Below are 18,475 nucleotides of genomic sequence, written 5' to 3' on the forward strand. Positions count from 1 at the left end.
TAATTCCAATTATAAGGAGTTTTTCTATTTTAAGCAAGTATTTTCGCTGAAAATAGAACTTGACATTTATTAAATATTTTTATGCAATGCTAGTGGAGGAATTACTATTATGGATTTTGTATTTAGCGAAGGTTATTTCGAAGATGATATTCTAGAAGAGGGAAATTACAGGGCAGAATTCACGAACTTTGAACTGGAAGAGAATGTAGACACAAAATATGGTGTAAGAGATCGACTTGTCCTTAGATTTGTAGTTCAAGATAAACATATAGTAGAGAAGTGTCTGGTATCAAAATCTCGTAACTCAAAAATGTATAGATTTATTTCCGGTATGACGGATAATGATATAGGTGGAAACTTTCGTTTTGAAGATTATATTAACTCTGAGTTCTTAGTTGAGATTAAAAATAATACAGATGATCAAGGTAAAGTTTGGTCCAATATCGTAGCTATAGAAACTATAAACAATACTAAAGAAATTGATTAACTCAATTCTCCCTGAGTGGTTATTTGCTCAGGGAGTAATTAAACATCATTATTTAAGGAGGGCCTTTTATTTATGGAGAAGAAAAAACCGAAGATAAAGAATGTTGATAAAGACAAAGCAAAGCTGATGGAGATCAAAAAGCTTAACCCGGGTATCTTTTCAAAAAATGGTTATATAGTTCGAGGGATTAAAGGTGATTATCAGATTATTGCCCGGGATATTAAAGTGAGAAGTATTAAAGAAGTTTTAGAGACTGGTAATGAATTTTTAGAATTAGAAATAGCTACCAGAAATAATAACCGTAAAAATGTTACCATTCCACGAGAATTATTCGGAAATAAACGTAAGTTATCAGAAGTAATGGTTGCTCAGGGTGCAGATGTATATGAGCACAATTCAAAAGATGTAATTAAGCATCTGGTTAACCAAGAAATTAAAACAAAAAAGAATATTATTCACCACAGCTTAGGCTGGGGTGAAAATGATGAAGATAAATTATACTTTAAGCATTTTGATGGTATAGGAATTAAGTCTAAATATGATGGTGATTATGATATTGAGCCCAAGGGTGATTTGAAAGATTATCTTCAGCTTATTAAAAATGAAGTTATAGGAAATAGAAAATTGGAATTAGCTTTTACAATTGGCTTTACTTCAGCAGTAATTGGTCTGATAGGTCGAAGTATCGAGGCTGATTCCATGTCAATCCATATTTTTGGAGAATCAACTACGGGTAAGACAACTGCTGCCCAACTAGCTACCTCGGTCTGGGGTAATCCATCGAGAACAGGCTCTGGTCTTTTACGGGATTGGAACTCAACTCAGAATGCTCTTATTGCAGAACTTAGAAATAATACAGGGGTTACAGTTGCTTTTGACGAGGCATCTATGGCTAACCTTTATGATTTTACTAACACCATTTACAAATTAGCATCAGGCAGGGACAAATCCAGGCTGAACCGTGACGCTCAAATGAAAGAAACTGCTACCTGGTATACGACGATTATCAGTACTGGGGAACACGCACTTACTACGAAATCAAATAATAATATTGGACTTTTGATGAGGGTGATTGAAATTGGTGATATTACATGGACTAATTCTGGAGCTCATGCAGATAGAATTAAGCATGGTGTTACAGCAAACTATGGTTTGGTTGGCCCATTATTTGCCGAGGATCTTATTGTAACTGGCAAAGAAGAGATTATTAATCTCTGGAGCGATGAACAGCAGAAGATATTTGATTATGCTGATGAGGATGATAGATTTCAACACAGAATGGCCAACAAGCTAGCTATTATTACAACCACTGCTATTTTAGTTAATGAATGTTTTGAGATTGAGCTGGATGTTGATGCTATTTTAGATCTACTCTTTGAAGCAGAAAAGACACGTTTACCTGATCGAGATCTGTCTGGTAGAGCTTATGATTATTTGATGGAACAGGTTGCTATTGCTTCAAGAAAGAATTTTAATAGTGATTATGGTGGACATATTGGAAAGATGGAAGGTGCTAATTATTCAGAGTTCTGGGGCAAAAAAATCATGAAAAATGGGAAAAATGAGCTGGTTATTTTCCCTTCAATATTTGAAAAATTGATGAATGATGGTGGCTTTGAAGAGCCACAGTCTATTCTTAGAAAATGGAAAGAGCAGGATGTTTTAAATGCTGAAAAGGATAGATTGACCAGACGCAGGAAAATTGGAGGCAGCAGGACTCCTGTTCATGTTATTAAAATAAAGGATGATGAAGATGATGAGGATGAAGAAGAAGTGAAAGAAAAAAAGGAAGTAGATCAGGAAGCAATCAATGCTAAATTTAATATGGAAGATATTGATGTTAATTAATTAGACTTAGACTAAAGGTATTATACTAACCCACCAATCATTATTATAAGTGATTGGTGGGAACAAAATGGAGGAGATTATTATGCAAAATTATGATCCTAGAGATTGTGAAGGCTATCAAAATACAGATCATTTTAAGAAGCTTGAGTTTATGAAGAATTTGAAAGAGGAAATGCTTGATTATCCAGAACGACTTAGCATTGATGCTCTTTATCATTATGCACCTTTTGAACTGAAAGAAGAGGTGGGAGAAGCTGTAGAAACTGGCTCTTTAGCTTCCATTTACAGCAATGGTGAAGAGATGGTCGAAAAGCAGAACTTTATTTTATGGTGTGCAGAACAAATTACATCAAGCTATGCTCAACCAGTTTATTGATTGAACTTACTTTTTGCGGGACCCGGGTTGGAAACGGGGATGTTTGTGGGTGGCAGAATTTGATGTCATTTAGTGCTTTACAGCCACTTTTCCCGTTTGCCCGTTACTTTTTACTCTCAGAGCTTAGGTTGTTATTTATTGCTGTTGTACATTAGTTCCAACAAAAATGACCTTTTATTCTACTATTTTTTCTAGCGGGAGAACGGGAATTATTATTATCTTTGTTGACATTACATGAATTTTATTTCCCCGTTATGCTAACCGTTAGTTCACCGTTCCCCGTTGAATCATTACACTGCTCAATTATATTTTATTATTTGCATTAGTCATTATTTTGGGTGGTCCTACTTTTCATCATTAGTTATTTATTATTATTCGCTGTTTGTTTTAGACTTGGTGTTGCTCCAACTTCAAATTCAATCCATTCTTTTGTTCTATTTATTTCAAAAATTTGAGTATTAAAAAAACCTGAGCTTACTGAGTTTATGATTATATATTATTATAAAAATTATGAAAGGAAGGGATATTCATGTTATTTACAGAAGCAATTGAGAAGTTCAAAGATTACCTTACCAAAAAAGATTATGCTGAAAAGACCATATACAATTATTCCAAGATATTGGAGGTTTTCAACCAGCACCTGGAAAAGAAGTACAACGGGCAGGTGTACCTCACTGATGTTGTGACAGAAGATATTGAGGATTACATCTACCAGCGGAAACTTGAGGGTGACAGCTCCTCGACTCGCACTCTTAATGGTTATACTATGCGTAGTTTTTATAAATTTATTGCCAGAAAAGATTTTGGTAAAAATATTACTTTAGATTACGAACCACCGAAAGCAAAAATTAAGGAAAGAGAATACCTGACAGCAGAGGAGATGGAAAGAGTTTTAGCAGAAATAGAAAAACCTCTTATTCGTATTGTAGCTTTGTTTATTTTCAACACCGCAGCTCGCATCAGTGAGGCTTTGGATCTTAAGATCGATGAGATTTCTTTCGAAAATGATTTAATTAAGATTATTGATGGAAAAAATAGTAAGGATAGAACTATACCTTTGAATTCCACATTGAAAAGAGAGCTTAAATATTACTTTGCAAATATTAGACCAAAAAATATTGATTCTGACTTTGTATTTGCCACCGCAAAATCTGGGAGTCTTAGTTCAGCATATTTCAACAGAAGACTAAAAAAGGCTGTAGCAAAAGCAGGTATCAACAAATCAATTTCTGCTCACTGCTTGAGGCATTCTTGTGCAGTATTTCTGACAACTCAGCAAGATGTTGCCTTACCTACTATTCAGCGGATATTAGGCCACGAGAATCTGCAGACCACATCCGTGTACCTGCATGCAGACCCGAGTCAGATGAGAGATGCACTAGAAGCTATGTAGAAAGGAGATGTTATTATGGCTTTAGCAAATGTAGAGGGTCCAAAATACAATGAGAAAGTGGAATATATTTTACAGGAGTTGGGAAAAGGTCGATCCAGAGAAGACTTAGCAGCTGAGTATGATTATTCAAATTACAAAAGTTTAGATATCTATTTACGCAGACGAGGTTTTCGCTATGATTCAGAAAAAGAAAATTATGTTCCAGACCTACCGGAAGAAGAGGTTGTAGTACCGGAAAATGCAAATTCCAAAGTGACTCTTATTATTACCATGTTTATAAAAGAGAATGCTGATCCAAAAAAGATTGCAGAAAGTGCGGGCTTTGAGGACCACAGGGAGATGGCAAACTATATGCAGCGTCAGGGTTACAGCTGGTCTACAACACAGCAGAATTATCGTCCTGCAAAAAACAAGGGTGTAGAAGAAGAGAAGGAAGATGACTCTGGTCCAGAAAGTGCAGAAGTACTGACAGAAAAGAAAGAGATGTTACAATCTTCATCTTTACAGAAGTTTATTCCTTTACTGCAGAAACTGCAGCAGAAGGAGGAAGAACTCTTTGCTCTGGTTGATGGAAATTCAGATGGAACTGTACCAAAGTACGCAGTGCCGGGCCAGTCGACTACGAAAAGTATTTATATGTCGAAAAGTCTGGCTCATTTTCTGGAAGAGTTCAGTGATGTCAAAAACCTTAGTCAGCGAGAAATTGTTGAGGCAGCATTGGTTCAATTTCTCAAGCAGTATGGATTCAAAACAGAAATGGAGACCTTACTATCTTCTTAGGGCAAAAAAGAGAGCAGTCTTTCTACGGGGAGACTGTTTTCTTTTTTTTACAGCATCAGAGCAACAATCACTCTTTTTTCGACAAAAATCATCAGCAACACTTGTTATTGCTGGGGTTGCAGATGACTCCTTTAGTTTTTATTTCTATTTATTTTCTTTTCATTGTCTATCTATGGAACAACTTTTCTATTGGCGAATTATCCATAGTTTTTCTATAGAACAACAAATGGTAGAAAAAAGAGAACAACTATCTTTATTGTTATGACAGGGATTACAGGCACTTTCTATTTTGCTGGAAAAATATGTTATCTTCGTCCTTAATGGAAAAGAACACTCAGGACAGCTTAACTGATGCTCAGGCTGAAGAAGTAGCAGATATCGTTGATGCTTTAACATTTGAATTAAAAGCTGAACTTAAAGTATTAGGCGCAGACGTTGACGCTTTAGGTAAAGATATGGCTGAATTAGAAGCTAAAGTAGACGCTATGGACGTTCCACAGGATAACATTGAGTTTACAGCTACTATAGATACATTTGCAGAAGTTGCTAACTATGGTGATAACGCAGATGCTGTTATAGAACTGTGGGCTGATGGAGACGCGCTAGATATTACTGCACCAACTACTTCTGATGAAGAAGATGCAGAAGATTTCCCAGCAGAAAAGAAATTCTGGCAGGAAATTGGAATTAACGCTGCTGGTGAATTAAATGGAGCTAGCTTTAATCTTGCTGTAGATACTACTACTAATGTATTTGCTAAAGAAGATACTGTTTTTGATAGCAGTGTTTATAGTGTTGAAGAAGATGGATTAGATTTAGCTGTTGATAGTGCTTTATTAGAAGTAGCATATAATGATTATGAATTTAAGTTTGGTGACTTAGATGGATATACAGCTTCTTCATACTTCATTGATGATGAAGATATGGAAGGTATGGAAATGACAGCTTCTTACATGGGTAATGACATCACTGCTTTTGTTTTAGGAGAAGATTATGATGTTGATACAGATTATTATGGTGTTCATGTAAGTAGAGAAATGGACTTCGGTACTGTTACTGGAAAAGTATATCAGGCTAGTTTTGATTTAGAAACTAAAGATGTTACTGATGTAGCAGTAGAAGTTTCTGATGTAGCTGTTACTGATATGGTAACTGTTGGTGGAGAAGTTGTGTTTAATGATACTGATACAGAAAGTGATACACTATTCAATGTTAATGCTGAAGCAAAAGTTAGTGACGCATTAACTGTTGATGGTATGTTTGAAACTGTTGGCGAGAATTTTGAGTCAGCAAGTGTATTAGGAGATCTTGAAGAAGCTAATGACTATAACAAGTTTAATGTAGGTGCATCATATGTATTAAATGAAAATAATACGGTTACTGGTGACTATACATTAGTTCAAGATGAATCTAATGACAATAACGAAGATAAAAATACTGTAGAAGTAGCATTAGATAATAGTTATGGTAAGTTTACTAATAGTGCATCTGTTGCTTATACTATGAATGATACTTACAAAGATGGATATGATACTACTATCATCACTTTGGGTACTGAGTATGCTTGGAACGATACAACTACTCTTGGTGCAGAATTAGTTAATAAAGATGAAGATGATAATGGTGCCACTGTAATTAGTTATAACTACCTGAAAGGTTATATGACAAAAGAACTTTCAGATAATATGACTTGGAATACAGAAGCTAAGTGGATTGACGGAGAAGATGACGTTGAGGGCGAAGGTACAGGTAATGCTGTAACTACTTCCTTATCTGTAAGCTTCTAATCATAGTCTAATATAAAGAAATAAAAACAACCCGGGGGATTTATCCCTCGGGTTTTCTATGTTTATAGGAAAAAAATAACAAACTATAGGAGGAATTTAAAGAATGAAGAATAAAATTATAATATTAATGATGGCCTTAATGATAGTAGGGTTGTTAGCAGGAAGTGCAGCTGCATCTGATTGGGAAGCTGTTGGTGGGATTTCTATTACAAATGTTACATTAGATAAATGGAATTCTACAATAGATGATTTAAATAATTTAGTTGCAAGCAATTTTCAGGGTTCAATATCAACAAGTAATATTGAAAAAATGGACAATATTGATAAAGTTCCTATGCTTTATTTAGGAGCGAAAAAGAAAGTAAGTGATAAATGGACAGCAAATATTCAGTATGAACATATCTTTGGTGCAGTAGAAACAAATTTTGATTCTGCTGTTGGAAAAGGATCAGCTGAAATTGATGTTGCACTTAATGGTCTTGCTCTTTTAGCTGATTATGAATTAAGTGAAAGATGGACAACTGGTGGAGGAGTAGCTTTTTATAAAGGTACTAAAGATAAGAATTTTGAAGGTCAAGCTTTTGCTGCTTCAGGTTTAGTAGATGAAAAAGTAGATTTAGATGCGGTTAGTTATAGATGGGGTATTGGTTATAAACGTCAATTTGCTGATAGCTGGGATTTTAATGCTGGTATAGATTATCTATATCTTGAAATGGATGATGAGGATGAAGGAGATGTTTACAGTAACGGATTTTCATATAAAGCTGGTTTAACATATAGTTTCTAAGCGATAAATTAATAATTAATAAGAAGCCCTTAAGGCAGATATTCAAATTTTGACTTAAGGGCTTTTTAAAACAATAATTTAATTAGTCAAAAATAAATCTCTGTATTTTTTTACTGCTTCATCAAATTTATTTAAATCATAGTTTAATTCATTTCCTGCTGTAGGATCTGGAAGTTTAAAGCTTCCTATATTTAAGCTTTCATGAGTCATCATTTTTTCAATCAATTCTTTTTCCAGCTGGTCAGGAAGGTAAAGACTTTTTCTTTCCTGAGAAACCTCACAAACAACTCTATTAGTTACACCATCATCGAATTGATAATATATTTCGTATTCATTACCTAGTTCTTCTATTTTATAAGGCTTCATAACTATCATTATCTCGCCATTTTTCCAAATCACCCTTAAAGGTATAGCATAATCTGATTGGTATATTTCTACAGTAGTATTCCCTGATTCAGAATCTTTACTTTTACTTGTAATCCAATTATCAAAAATATCTATTTCGGGTGCTGCAAATACAGTTCCACTTAAAAATAAAATTAAAGTCAATATAAGTACTAATATATGTTTTCTTTTTTCCATAGATTATCTCTCCCGAGGTTATTTATTTTGTACCATGATATATAATTCTTTGCAAATTATTAGTCTCCTTTATTTTTAAATATGAAACTCAATTTTAAGCTACTGATCAAGATAATGTTCTTAAAAGTTTTTGTTATAAGGTATCTTTTGAAATTTAAAGCAGCATTCTATTTAAAACTTCCAGATAACCACTGATCATTAAAAATCCAAAAATAATTAGTAATATTCCTGTTATTTTGTTTACTAATGGTAGATACTTATTAAAAGCTTTTAACTTTGGCAGGAGATAGTCCATGAAAATTGCTGATAAGAAAAAAGGAACTGATAGGCCAATGGAATAAAATAAAAGGAGCAATCCTCCTCCCATGATGTTGGACCTTGTGCTGGCAGCGATCAGAATTGAACTTAAAATAGGTCCTATACAGGGAGTCCAACCGAGGGCCAGAATTAATCCCATTACAAAGGAACGTAAATTACCCTGCAGATAATCCGGTAACTCAAATTTCTTTTCTCGATAGAAATAGCTTATTTCAAGAATTCCTGTTAAATGAAGACCAAAAATAATAATAATAATGCCGCCAATGTTTGTCAGGATATTCTGATTTCTAATTAAAAATTTGCCTAAAAATGTGGCTGATAGGCCCAGCAAAATAAATATAATAGTAAAACCAGCAATAAAGCTGAGAGAAGAGATTACAATTGAAATATTCTTATTTTTTTCTTTTGCTTTTGCATAATCACCGACCAGATAAGATAGGTAGGTCGGTATTAATGGTAAAATACAGGGAGAAAAGAAAGATAACAGTCCTGCCGAAAGAGCTGCAATCAAACCTATATCTGCTGACATATGATCACCTCAAATATATTTTTATTAATTAGATTATATAATACTATATCGAAATAGACAAATATAATAAATTGGAAAATAAAAGGTTTTCTTATCTGGATTATTCAGGCCAGATCTGTTATAATTAAAGTGTGTAATTATAAAAGAAAGGAGGCAGGGAAAGATGAAGAGGGTATTGATATTTACTGCCATTATTTTGTTAATTTTTACTTTCAATATTTCGGCTAAGGAAGCAGATCAGACCAATACTGATCCTGAAACAGAAAATCTTAAAAGTCTGGACCTGTCTCAGGAAAAGTCGTTTTCCGATTCTGCCAGGGAAGAACTGCTGGGTATTGCTTCTCAGTTTGAAAGTACAACCAACATCGAAGATATTGAAATAGACAACAGCAGCTTTAATCTTACTGGTAATGGAAGCCAGCAGAATACAGGTTTACAGCTTTTATCTGATCTTAATTTTAATACGGATTATAGTCAGCAGATTATTGATGATGAAGTCATTAGTGAAACCCAGCTGCAGCTTGAATATGCCATTAACTCGCGAGCTCTGATTAGAGCAGGTTACAGTCTTGCTAACCGAGAATGGTGGGAGGTGCAGAGTGTAAATTCTTCCACGGTTGATTCGGAAGCCAATCCGAATCTTACTATTAACAGTGAGGAAAACCTATTAACACCTGCCAGTTCTGAGAGAGTTTTTAGAGAAGAAAATGAAAGTCGGCGCAGTCTGGGACTTGCCTATCAAACCAGTGATCGGCTTACAGTTTCTGCTGATTTTATAGAAAATAATGATTTAAATACATTTAATGATGATTATGACTTAAATGCTGATACTACAGTTTTTGGATTGCAGTATAATGACCCAATGGGAACAATTAGAGCCAGCTATCAGATTGATTTAAATGACGAACTGACTCAGAGAATAACTGGTGTTGAGCTTGATTTTAATAATTTGGCAACTTTTAGTGCTTCCTATAAACTGCTGAACCCAGAGGACCTGGAGTCAACTTTAAAATCTCAGACAGCCTGGGATTTAGGTCTGGGAGTAACTTTTGATGAAAATTATGGTTTGAATCTTGGTTATGAATTAATCGAAAATGACGAAAATAAGGATGATAGCGAAAGAAATATTAGTGCTTCTTTCGAAATAAACTTTTAAGGATGGTGCAGTATTTTGTCAATAAATATAAAAAAAATTACAGTACTGATTTTAGTATTTTCAATTATTATGACACCTATTTTGCCTTATTCCCAGCTGCAGGCTGCGGGAATTATCCCGCTCGATGGTCTGGCAGATGCGGAAAGGCTTTTATATGGTTCTGTGTCGGATAAGCCGATTTTAGAACGGGTTAGTGATGTTGAACAGAGTTTATATCAAAAAAAACAGCCGGGATCCATTGTCGAAAGAACAGAAAAAATAATTTCAGATCTTTTTGAAACAACAGAAAAGTCTCCTTCTCTTGTTTTTCTCTTTAATACAGTTGAGTGGGCAATAAGTGGAGAAATCGGGAGATCTAATCTGCTTGAACGGATCAGTAATTTAGAGAAGATGGTAAGTGGTCAAGTTACTGAAGGCCCACTTAAAGAAAGGATTAAGGAGCTTTATCAGCTAACAATCAGCGGGCGGGAAATGCCAATTCAGCTTGTAAAAAGCAGAGAGGATCAGCTAATCAGGATCGAATTACTGGAAGAAATTGATTCTAAAACTGCCAGCCGGGGTAAGAAAGTTCCCTATCAGGTGATAGAAGATATTAAAATTGGGGATGTTTTAATCATACCTGCAGGTACTACAGGAGAGCTGGAAGTTACAGAAATTAAAGAAGCCGGGAAAATGGGTCAGGATGGAGACATTAAAATTGGTTTTCCTCAACTGACTGCTATTGATGGTAGTTCACTGGATGTTGCAATTGAAGATGAGGCCCGAGAAGAGAACGAATCACAGAAACTGGCTATTGGTGCCAGTGTGCTGGGAACGGCCCTTCTTGGTTTGCCGGGAGTAGTTGTCGGTTATTTTGTTGAAGGTGAAGATGAGACAATTCCTGCTGGTTCAGAGTTATATATCCAGCTGATTGAAGAAAAAGAAATTAGGGGTATAGTTTTAAAATAGATCTAACCTGCCAGAAAGGCGGGTTTTTTCATATTATTTTAGATGAGCAGAAAACTGATTTGAAAAGGAGTTAGAATCTTGCAGAAAAATAATTATAGACATTGTCAGTTAAATCAAATTGGAGGATTTTTGCTGCTTGTTTTTGCCTTTCTTTTTTTACTTTCGTTTTCAGTATCTGCAGCAGATTATGTTGTTCAAGGAGAAGAAATTACTTTTATTGAGCAAACAGGTCTGGTAGTTTTTGAAGGTTCACCTGTTTTCAAATCAGCTGATTTTACTGTTAGAGCAGATAAATTTGAACTTGATACCGAAAATAAAAAGTTAAAAGCTTATAAAAATGTTTTAATTGAATCTGATAAAGATGATCTGCGGGGTGACAGCCTGGAGTATAATTATCAACTGGAAACGGGAAGTCTTTACGATGCGAAAGGAAGTGTTGGCCAGATATATTTTTCTGGTTCGGAGCTAAATATACTTTCGGCTTCACCAGTAGAAGGTGTCATGCAGTCAGCAGAATTTACTCCCTGCAGTCGTCCGGAAGCGCACTATCATTTTAAGGCTAAAGAGGTCAGAATTAATCCTGATAATACGATTACTATTCATCATATAGTTCCTTACATAGCCAATATACCTGTTTTTTACTTTCCATATTATTCTGTTACCTATGATCCTGACGGAAAAGAGGGAGAAGAACTTAGAAACACCTTTCCCCTGCCCAGATTCGGCTATGATGCTGAAAAAGGAGTTACAGTTGAGTTGTCCTATCCCTACCAGATTGGAGATTCTAACAGCGGCCGAATTTATTACTGGCGGGAAGGGTCCGGAGAGGAAAGAGATGAACGCAGAGAGTATCTTAATATCCAGCGATTTACTGAGAATTTAAGTTTCAAAAATCGTTATTATTATCTTTATGATTATGATTTTGAGGATGAGGTTTTAGACGAAGAAGAAAAAGAATTTAGAAGTTCACTGCTTTATACTCCTGGCAATTTAAGTTTGGAAGCAGGACTTTTGCGAGATTTACTGCCTGCAGAGCCGGTCAATCGATATTTTGTTGAGGCAAATTACCAATTTGAAAGTGGTTTGAAAACTGGTCTTTTTAAGAAATACGATCCGGAACAGAAAGAAATAATTGAAACAGTTTATACAGCTGACTATCGCTTTGGGACAGGGGTCAATGCATCTTTGAGAAGAGAATATAATAGCGAAGAACTGATTAAAGAAAATTACAGTTTAAGCCATAATCAGACAGCTGTTAACTGGAATCTTAAATATGTGGCAGGAGAAGACTACAATTACTATCCTTATCTTGAACTTTCATTTCCTGCTTTTTATTCTTTTAAAACTTCCCTGGGGACAGGACGGGTCGAAAATGGAGGAGTAGAGTTAAATAAATCCAGATTAAATTTAAACTACAACAATAGCTGGCAGCTTCCAGCTGGTTTCTCCTACCACTTAACTCATAATTATCGACTTGATCATTATCAGAGCGGCTATGATCAGAATTATCACTTTTCGGTTTTAAATACCGGTCTTCGCTATCGAAATCAATTAAATAAAAAGTTGCTTTTTAAATCTGCCCTTTTTTATCGGCAGGATAGAGTGATGGGCAGTACCCCATTAGTCGATGATCGGGAAGAAGAGGAAAGATTGCTTAAACCTTCAATTTCTCTAGATATCAGAGGTGATTATCCAGATTCAGCCTGGGCACTTGAGGCTGATGGCAGTTTTGATTTATCTAGCGAAGAATGGGACGAAATAAACCTTCGACTTAGAAAAAAAGAAGACTGTTTTGATTTTTTTATTGGCTATGAATTTGTTGGTAAAAGTATTAATTTTGGTCTTTCTATTTAAATCTAATCTAATTTATTAAAACCCTGTCTGATTAAAGGACAGGGTTTTGAATATTTTTTCACAAAATTGCAGGAATTTTCCTTTTAATCGTGAAAAATAAAGAAAAAGGGGGATTTTTGTGAAAAAGAACACAATAACTTTTCTGATAGTTTCTATTCTTTTAATTTTCTCTGCTTTGACTTTAACTGGTTTTTATGCAGCCCCGGTGGCAGCTAAAGACTATAGGCCGGAAATTAGTGGCAGTTTTGAGAGTGGAGATAGGCTTTATACTGATCCGGGAGACCTGGAAGAAAATGAAGATAACATTGTTGATTATTATCAGTATAACAAACAGTGGCTGCGATATAAACAGAAGCTGGCTGTAGGTGAATATTATTATTTGAAAGCTCAACGGCAGCAGCGCATTTATGAACAGAGTCAGACCTATGATAATTTGAATTTAGAAGTTGAGGGTAATTATACCTTTTATTTAACTGAGAAACTGCGCAATCGATTTAAACTTTTGCTGCGAGATAAGGATTATCTGGAGGCGGAAACAAAAGACTATCAGCTGGCCCGAGTGCAGTACACACTGCAGTATGATTTAAATGAAAAACACGATTATGAAATTTTATTTCAAAGACAGTGGACTGAATATAAGATCAGTCCGGAAGATGACTATCGATTGAATCGAGTTTCCTTAAAGTGGGGCTGGAAATTTAGCGAAAATCTTGATCTGGACACAAAGCTGCAGTTTGACCAGCAGATAAATACGAAAAATTCCGGTCGAACTGATAAGAGTGGCCGCAAAATTTCTTTGAAATTTAAATATAAACTCTAATTTTTCTTAATTCTTTAAAAACTTTATAAAAAAAATTATTTGTGATATAATATTTTCAATGAGTAGCATAAATACTTTAGATCGTTTATCAACAAAGGAGTTGATCAATTTTGAGTTATATGTCCAGATATCGCGATTGGCTTTTAAGTGACTATTTTGATAAGGAGACAAAAGAAGAGCTGGAAGCCATCCAGGATGATGAAGCAGAAATTGAAGATCGCTTTTATAAAAATATTGATTTTGGTACAGGTGGTATGAGAGGAAAAATGGGGGCCGGAACTAATAGAATTAATAAATATGTGATCCGGAAAGCCACTCAGGGTCTGGCCAATTATATAATTAATTACAGTGATGATGGTCAGGAAAAAGGTGTTGTAATTGCCTACGATTCAAGACATAATTCGCCGGAATTTTCACTGGAAGCAGCACTTGTGCTGGCTGCAAATGGCATCAAAACATATTTATTTACCGGAATGAGAGCAACTCCGGAGCTTTCTTATGCAGTTAGAGAATTAGATGCAATCGGTGGCATAGTAGTTACCGCCAGTCATAATCCACCGGAATATAATGGCTATAAGGTCTACTGGGAAGATGGGGGACAGGTAGTACCTGAGCAGGCTCGAGATATTATTGCTGAAATTGAAGAAATAGATGATTTTTCTATTGTTAAAACTATGGATGAGATGGAGGCAGTTGATAAGGGATTATTAAATTACATTGGTGCCGAAGTTGATGATAGTTATCAAAAAACTTTAATAGATATTTTACCAGATACAGATCTAGCAGCAGAGAAGGGCAGCAATTTATCAGTGGTTTATACTCCACTACATGGAACAGGCAGTACAGTAATTCCAAAACTTCTCAGTGATTTAGGTTTTTCTAACCTGCATCTTGTGGAAGAACAATCAGATGGAGATTCAGAATTTTCTACCGTAGAAAGTCCAAACCCTGAAGACAGAGAGGCTTTTGATCTGGCATTAAAGCTGGCTGAGGAAGAAGAAGCCGATCTGGTTATTGCAACTGATCCTGACTGTGATCGGATGGCACCTGCAGTTAGAGATGCTGAGGGGAACTATCAGTTTTTAAATGGGAATGAAACAGGTGTTTTATTTGCTGATTTTCTTTTAAAAGAAGCAAAGGCAGCAGGTAAGCTACCTGATAATGGAGTTATTGTTAAGTCAATTGTTTCTACAGATATGGTTTTAGATATTGCTGCTGAGTACGGGGTGGAAGTACTCGATGTACTGACAGGATTTAAATTTATTGGAGAAAAAATTACAGAGTTTGAAGCATCAGGGGAAAAAGAATTTATTCTGGGTTTTGAAGAAAGCCTCGGATATTTAATTGGTAAACATGCGCGCGATAAAGATGCTGCGGTTGCCGCTGGTCTGGCAGCAATTATGGCTCTAAAATATAAAGAAGAAGGAACAAATCTGCTGGAGCGTCTGGCAGAATTGCGAGAAGAATTTGGTTATTATCTGGAAGATTTAGAGTCGATTCGCCTGGAAGGAAAGGAAGGTCAGGAAGTAATAACTAAAACAATAGCCAGACTGAGAGAAGAGAGTCCCGAAAAAATAGCAGGCCGCAGGGTTAAGGTGGTTAAGGATTATAAATTATCTACAATTAATTATTTAGATGAAAATCAGGAAGAAGAAATAAAGCTGCCTAAATCAAATGTGCTTCAATATTTACTGGAAGGTGATGCTAAACTCACTATTAGGCCCTCCGGAACTGAACCCAAACTTAAATTTTATTTTGCAGTTCGCGAAAAAGATCAGGCAACAGCAGAAAAAGTGCTGGCCGGATTTAAGGAGAATTTAATGTCTGAAGTTGAGGAGATAATGAACAGCTTCTAAGTATTTGGCATGCAAGAAGAGTAATAGAAAAATAAGAGGCAGAATTAAAAAAATAAAAGGGAGGCTCTGCCTCCCTTTGCTGTTTTATTCAGCTTTTCCCGAACAGAGGTGTTTATTATGAAAAAAATAATTTTCATTTTTATTCTAGTTATTATTTTCACTACTTTATTTTCCGGGCTTCTTTTTGCTGAATCAGAGCCCGAAAGATCTGCAGCAGAAAATAGTCTGCAGGAAATAGAATTTGATGGCGAGAGCTATCTGGTGGAAAATTATCAGCATTTTAAAAACAGGATTGGAGCAAAAAGTGAGCCGGCCGTGGGGCTGGCACTTTCTGGTGGAGGAGCCAGAGCAATTGCAAATCTGGGGGTCATAAAAGCTCTGGTAGAAAATAACATTCCCATTGATTTAATGACTGGAACCAGTATGGGTTCAATTATTGCTACTCTCTATGGTAGTGGTCTGTCGGTGGATCAGATCGAAGAAATTGTAACTGATACTCCTTTTGCCAGACTTTTTAATTTCGGTCGGGGTGCTCTTTTGAATAGTAAAAAAGTAAATATTTTTATGGAATCAGTTGCACCGCAAAAAAAATTGGAAGATTTTTTGATTCCGACAGCTCAGCTTAGTTTTGATCTGGCAGAAGGAAAAAAATATTTAACAACAGAGGGTAAAATCTCAGAGGTGCTGCAGGCGGCCTATTCAATTCCCGGTTATTTTCCAATCCATTCTCAGAATGAGCATTATTTTATTGATGCAGGGGTACTGGAATCATCTCCTGCAAAATCAGCTGCTCTGCTGGGAGCTGATTATGTTATTGCCACTCACACACCTGAAGATGAGAAAAGATATGATTATGGAAGTCCTTTTCAATCAGCAAACCGTTTTTTAGAAATTATTCAGGATGAGTATTCCGGCCAGATACTGGACAGATATGCTGATTTTATTATTACTGCCGATGTTGAAAACTATACGTTTATGGATTTTAATTATGCCAGCAGACTGGTAGAAATAGGTTACCTGGAAACTTTAAAGAAAATTCCACAGTTAAAAGCTGAATTAAAAAAAGCAGGTATACCTCTCCGACAACCAGTTCCTCGTCAAAATTATAGTTTGGACAGCATACTGCGAGATCTTGAATTCGACCGGCTGATTGTAGAAGAAAGGGGAATAAGTCCTCTGATTTATTATGGAAGAGATTTTTCGCCTTTCAGCCAGGAATTATTTCGTACACCACTGGATCAATTTCAGGTAGGTGCTGAGATCTATTATAACAGGGCCAGGCTTGCTCTATTGGGAGAGGACAGCTGGGAGGATGCTTACTCAGCTGCTCTAAGAATAAAAAAAATTACGGATAGTCTTGATCTATATTTAAAATATAGAAATGATTATGATTCGGCTACTAAAAGTGATTATGAAGCAGAACTTAAATATTTTGGTAGAAGATTTAATTTATCTGCCGGCTATGGCAGGAGACAGGGGACTGAATATTTGCTTTTTGGAAATGATTTTCGCTATCTGGGTGATGACTTTCAGTGGCAGTCCGAAAATGATCTTTTTTTAAATTATCAGCAGGGTGATGTTGATATTTTGAGTTCACACCTTATTAATTATGACTTTACTGAGGCCTGGAGTATTGGGACCGAAGTTATTTATAATAGCAGTGATTTTGTGGAATCTCCACTTATCTATAGGGGTCAAAAACTGGACAGTAATACCAATCTGCAGGCTTCTTTAAATTTCAATTATAATTATAATTTGCAGCTGCCGATGGAACTTCTAAATTTCTTGCAGTTAACTGATATTGGAGGTTACCTATTTGTTGACTATTACAGTGATCAGCAGTGGTCAGAGGAGGGACTGGCAGTTGGGCCTGCTTTTAATTCGAGATTATATTTATTAGGTTTAAAACCAATAGAAGTTGATTTATTTGTGGCCCATGATTTTGAAATTAAAGATCAACGCTATGGACTTCAGTTTTCCTACAGTTTTTAACATCTATCTGATTTAATGTTATAATATTAATAAGAGAAATTTTGATTAATCTGACTTAGACTTAGCGAAAATTATTTGGGAGTGATATAATGAAGATTAAAAAAGCAGTAATTCCAGCAGCCGGCTGGGGAACCAGACTATTACCGGCAACCAAGGCTCAACCCAAAGAGATGCTGCCGATTGTTGACAAACCTTCTATTCAGTATATAGTTGAGGAGGCAGTTGCAGCAGGAATTGAGGATATTTTAATCATTACCTCTAAAGATAAACAGAGCATTGAAGATCATTTTGATAAATCTCAGGCCCTGGAAGCAGCTTTAAAAAGACAGGGTAAAACAGAGCTTTTAAATATGGTTGAAGATATTTCGGAGATGATTACTATTCATTCAGTCAGGCAAAAGGAGCAGAAAGGTCTGGGCCATGCTATTTATTGTGCCAAAACATTTGTGGGTAATGATCCTTTTGCAGTCCTGCTTGGGGATGATATAATCCATTCTAAAAAGCCAGTTATTCAGCAGATGATGGAGATTTATGAAGAAAAAGAGACTGCTGTTCTGGGCTGTAAAACTGTTGCCGAAAAAGACGTAAATAAATATGGAATAGTTGATTATAGCCGCAAAGATGGTGATGTTTATCGGGTCGAAGATATGGTAGAAAAACCATCACTGGAAGAGGCGCCTTCCAATCTTGCAATTTTAGGACGTTACATTATTACTCCTGATATTTTTAATATTTTAGAAAACACGCCTCCAGGCAAAGGAGGAGAGATCCAGCTAACTGATGCTTTAAAGACTCTGCTTGATAAGCGAGTAGTTTATGGTTATGATTTCGAAGGAAAACGTTATGATGTTGGAAATAAAATGGGTTTTTTAAAAACCACAGTTGAGCTGGCTCTGGCAAGAGAAGATTTGGGGCCTGAATTTAAAAAATACTTAAAGGAACTGACAGCAGATTTTTAATCA

At 35.7% G+C, this 18,475-nt stretch carries 16 protein-coding genes; 14 read left to right on the top strand and 2 right to left on the bottom strand.

From position 1 onward, the window contains the following. Positions 1–109: 109 nt before the first annotated feature. From DFR80_RS06110 to DFR80_RS06140, 7 genes are all read left to right on the top strand, one after another. A complete protein-coding gene (locus tag DFR80_RS06110; RefSeq protein WP_114489466.1) occupies positions 110–487 on the top strand; it encodes a hypothetical protein in 378 nt (125 codons plus the stop codon). Between the two features lie 72 nt (positions 488–559). After that, the gene (locus DFR80_RS06115) at positions 560–2,335 is read left to right on the top strand and encodes a DUF927 domain-containing protein (protein WP_114489467.1); all 1,776 of its coding nucleotides are present in this window, start codon (positions 560–562) and stop codon (positions 2,333–2,335) included. A gap of 67 nt (positions 2,336–2,402) precedes the next feature. Continuing rightward, positions 2,403–2,711 carry a hypothetical protein gene (locus DFR80_RS06120; RefSeq protein WP_114489468.1) on the top strand — a complete coding sequence of 103 codons (309 nt, stop codon included), beginning with the start codon at positions 2,403–2,405 and terminating at the stop codon, positions 2,709–2,711. A gap of 529 nt (positions 2,712–3,240) precedes the next feature. After that, positions 3,241–4,104 (top strand): tyrosine-type recombinase/integrase, encoded by an 864-nt coding sequence (locus DFR80_RS06125; protein WP_114489469.1) that lies wholly within the window; start codon positions 3,241–3,243, stop codon positions 4,102–4,104. 15 nt (positions 4,105–4,119) lie between these two features. Then, a complete protein-coding gene (locus DFR80_RS06130; RefSeq protein ID WP_114489470.1) occupies positions 4,120–4,884 on the top strand; it encodes a hypothetical protein in 765 nt (254 codons plus the stop codon). 320 nt (positions 4,885–5,204) lie between these two features. Then, positions 5,205–6,671: an S-layer homology domain-containing protein gene (locus DFR80_RS06135; RefSeq protein ID WP_147270174.1), complete on the top strand. Its 1,467-nt coding sequence runs from the start codon at positions 5,205–5,207 to the stop codon at positions 6,669–6,671. A gap of 103 nt (positions 6,672–6,774) precedes the next feature. Then, positions 6,775–7,458: a hypothetical protein gene (locus tag DFR80_RS06140; protein WP_114489472.1), complete on the top strand. Its 684-nt coding sequence runs from the start codon at positions 6,775–6,777 to the stop codon at positions 7,456–7,458. A gap of 78 nt (positions 7,459–7,536) precedes the next feature. Here the strand turns inward: DFR80_RS06140 and DFR80_RS06145 are convergent, their stop codons facing one another. Beyond that, a complete protein-coding gene (locus DFR80_RS06145; protein WP_114489473.1) occupies positions 7,537–8,040 on the bottom strand; it encodes a hypothetical protein in 504 nt (167 codons plus the stop codon). A 154-nt stretch (positions 8,041–8,194) separates the two neighbouring features. Then, positions 8,195–8,887, bottom strand: coding sequence for a cytochrome c biogenesis CcdA family protein (locus DFR80_RS06150; RefSeq protein ID WP_076545699.1), 693 nt, complete (start codon positions 8,885–8,887; stop codon positions 8,195–8,197). A 163-nt stretch (positions 8,888–9,050) separates the two neighbouring features. Here DFR80_RS06150 and DFR80_RS06155 point away from each other — a divergent pair, with 163 nt between their 5' ends. The 7 genes from DFR80_RS06155 (at position 9,051) to galU (ending at position 18,472) form a co-directional block, all read left to right on the top strand. After that, positions 9,051–10,043, top strand: a complete 993-nt coding sequence (locus tag DFR80_RS06155) for a hypothetical protein (RefSeq protein ID WP_076545700.1) — start codon at positions 9,051–9,053, stop codon at positions 10,041–10,043. A 15-nt stretch (positions 10,044–10,058) separates the two neighbouring features. Next, on the top strand, positions 10,059–10,991 hold the full coding sequence (locus tag DFR80_RS06160) for a hypothetical protein (protein ID WP_076545701.1): 933 nt from the start codon (positions 10,059–10,061) through the stop codon (positions 10,989–10,991). Positions 10,992–11,069: 78 nt separating this feature from the next. Further along, entirely contained in the window at positions 11,070–12,845 is a 1,776-nt protein-coding gene (locus tag DFR80_RS06165; protein WP_114489474.1) for an LPS-assembly protein LptD, read from the top strand. 118 nt (positions 12,846–12,963) lie between these two features. Further along, entirely contained in the window at positions 12,964–13,665 is a 702-nt protein-coding gene (locus tag DFR80_RS06170; RefSeq protein ID WP_076545703.1) for a hypothetical protein, read from the top strand. 110 nt (positions 13,666–13,775) lie between these two features. Continuing rightward, on the top strand, positions 13,776–15,521 hold the full coding sequence (locus tag DFR80_RS06175) for a phospho-sugar mutase (protein WP_084566200.1): 1,746 nt from the start codon (positions 13,776–13,778) through the stop codon (positions 15,519–15,521). Positions 15,522–15,638: 117 nt separating this feature from the next. Beyond that, the gene (locus DFR80_RS06180) at positions 15,639–17,513 is read left to right on the top strand and encodes a patatin-like phospholipase family protein (protein ID WP_114489475.1); all 1,875 of its coding nucleotides are present in this window, start codon (positions 15,639–15,641) and stop codon (positions 17,511–17,513) included. Between the two features lie 89 nt (positions 17,514–17,602). Next, positions 17,603–18,472 (top strand): UTP--glucose-1-phosphate uridylyltransferase GalU, encoded by an 870-nt coding sequence (galU, locus tag DFR80_RS06185; protein WP_076545705.1) that lies wholly within the window; start codon positions 17,603–17,605, stop codon positions 18,470–18,472. The last annotated feature ends 3 nt before the right edge of the window (positions 18,473–18,475 follow it).

Source organism: Halanaerobium sp. ST460_2HS_T2 (assembly GCF_003337665.1).
In the GTDB taxonomy this organism is placed as follows: Bacteria; Bacillota; Halanaerobiia; order Halanaerobiales; family Halanaerobiaceae; genus Halanaerobium; species Halanaerobium kushneri.

Coding starts and splice junctions, on each gene's coding strand:
- DFR80_RS06115 (WP_114489467.1), top strand. CDS start 560: ATGGAGAAGAAAAAACCGAAGATAAAGAATGTTGATAAAGACAAAGCA.
- galU (WP_076545705.1), top strand. CDS start 17,603: ATGAAGATTAAAAAAGCAGTAATTCCAGCAGCCGGCTGGGGAACCAGA.
- DFR80_RS06110 (WP_114489466.1), top strand. CDS start 110: ATGGATTTTGTATTTAGCGAAGGTTATTTCGAAGATGATATTCTAGAA.
- DFR80_RS06150 (WP_076545699.1), bottom strand. CDS start 8,887: ATGTCAGCAGATATAGGTTTGATTGCAGCTCTTTCGGCAGGACTGTTA.
- DFR80_RS06155 (WP_076545700.1), top strand. CDS start 9,051: ATGAAGAGGGTATTGATATTTACTGCCATTATTTTGTTAATTTTTACT.
- DFR80_RS06130 (WP_114489470.1), top strand. CDS start 4,120: ATGGCTTTAGCAAATGTAGAGGGTCCAAAATACAATGAGAAAGTGGAA.
- DFR80_RS06180 (WP_114489475.1), top strand. CDS start 15,639: ATGAAAAAAATAATTTTCATTTTTATTCTAGTTATTATTTTCACTACT.
- DFR80_RS06145 (WP_114489473.1), bottom strand. CDS start 8,040: ATGGAAAAAAGAAAACATATATTAGTACTTATATTGACTTTAATTTTA.
- DFR80_RS06125 (WP_114489469.1), top strand. CDS start 3,241: ATGTTATTTACAGAAGCAATTGAGAAGTTCAAAGATTACCTTACCAAA.
- DFR80_RS06135 (WP_147270174.1), top strand. CDS start 5,205: ATGGAAAAGAACACTCAGGACAGCTTAACTGATGCTCAGGCTGAAGAA.
- DFR80_RS06140 (WP_114489472.1), top strand. CDS start 6,775: ATGAAGAATAAAATTATAATATTAATGATGGCCTTAATGATAGTAGGG.
- DFR80_RS06120 (WP_114489468.1), top strand. CDS start 2,403: ATGGAGGAGATTATTATGCAAAATTATGATCCTAGAGATTGTGAAGGC.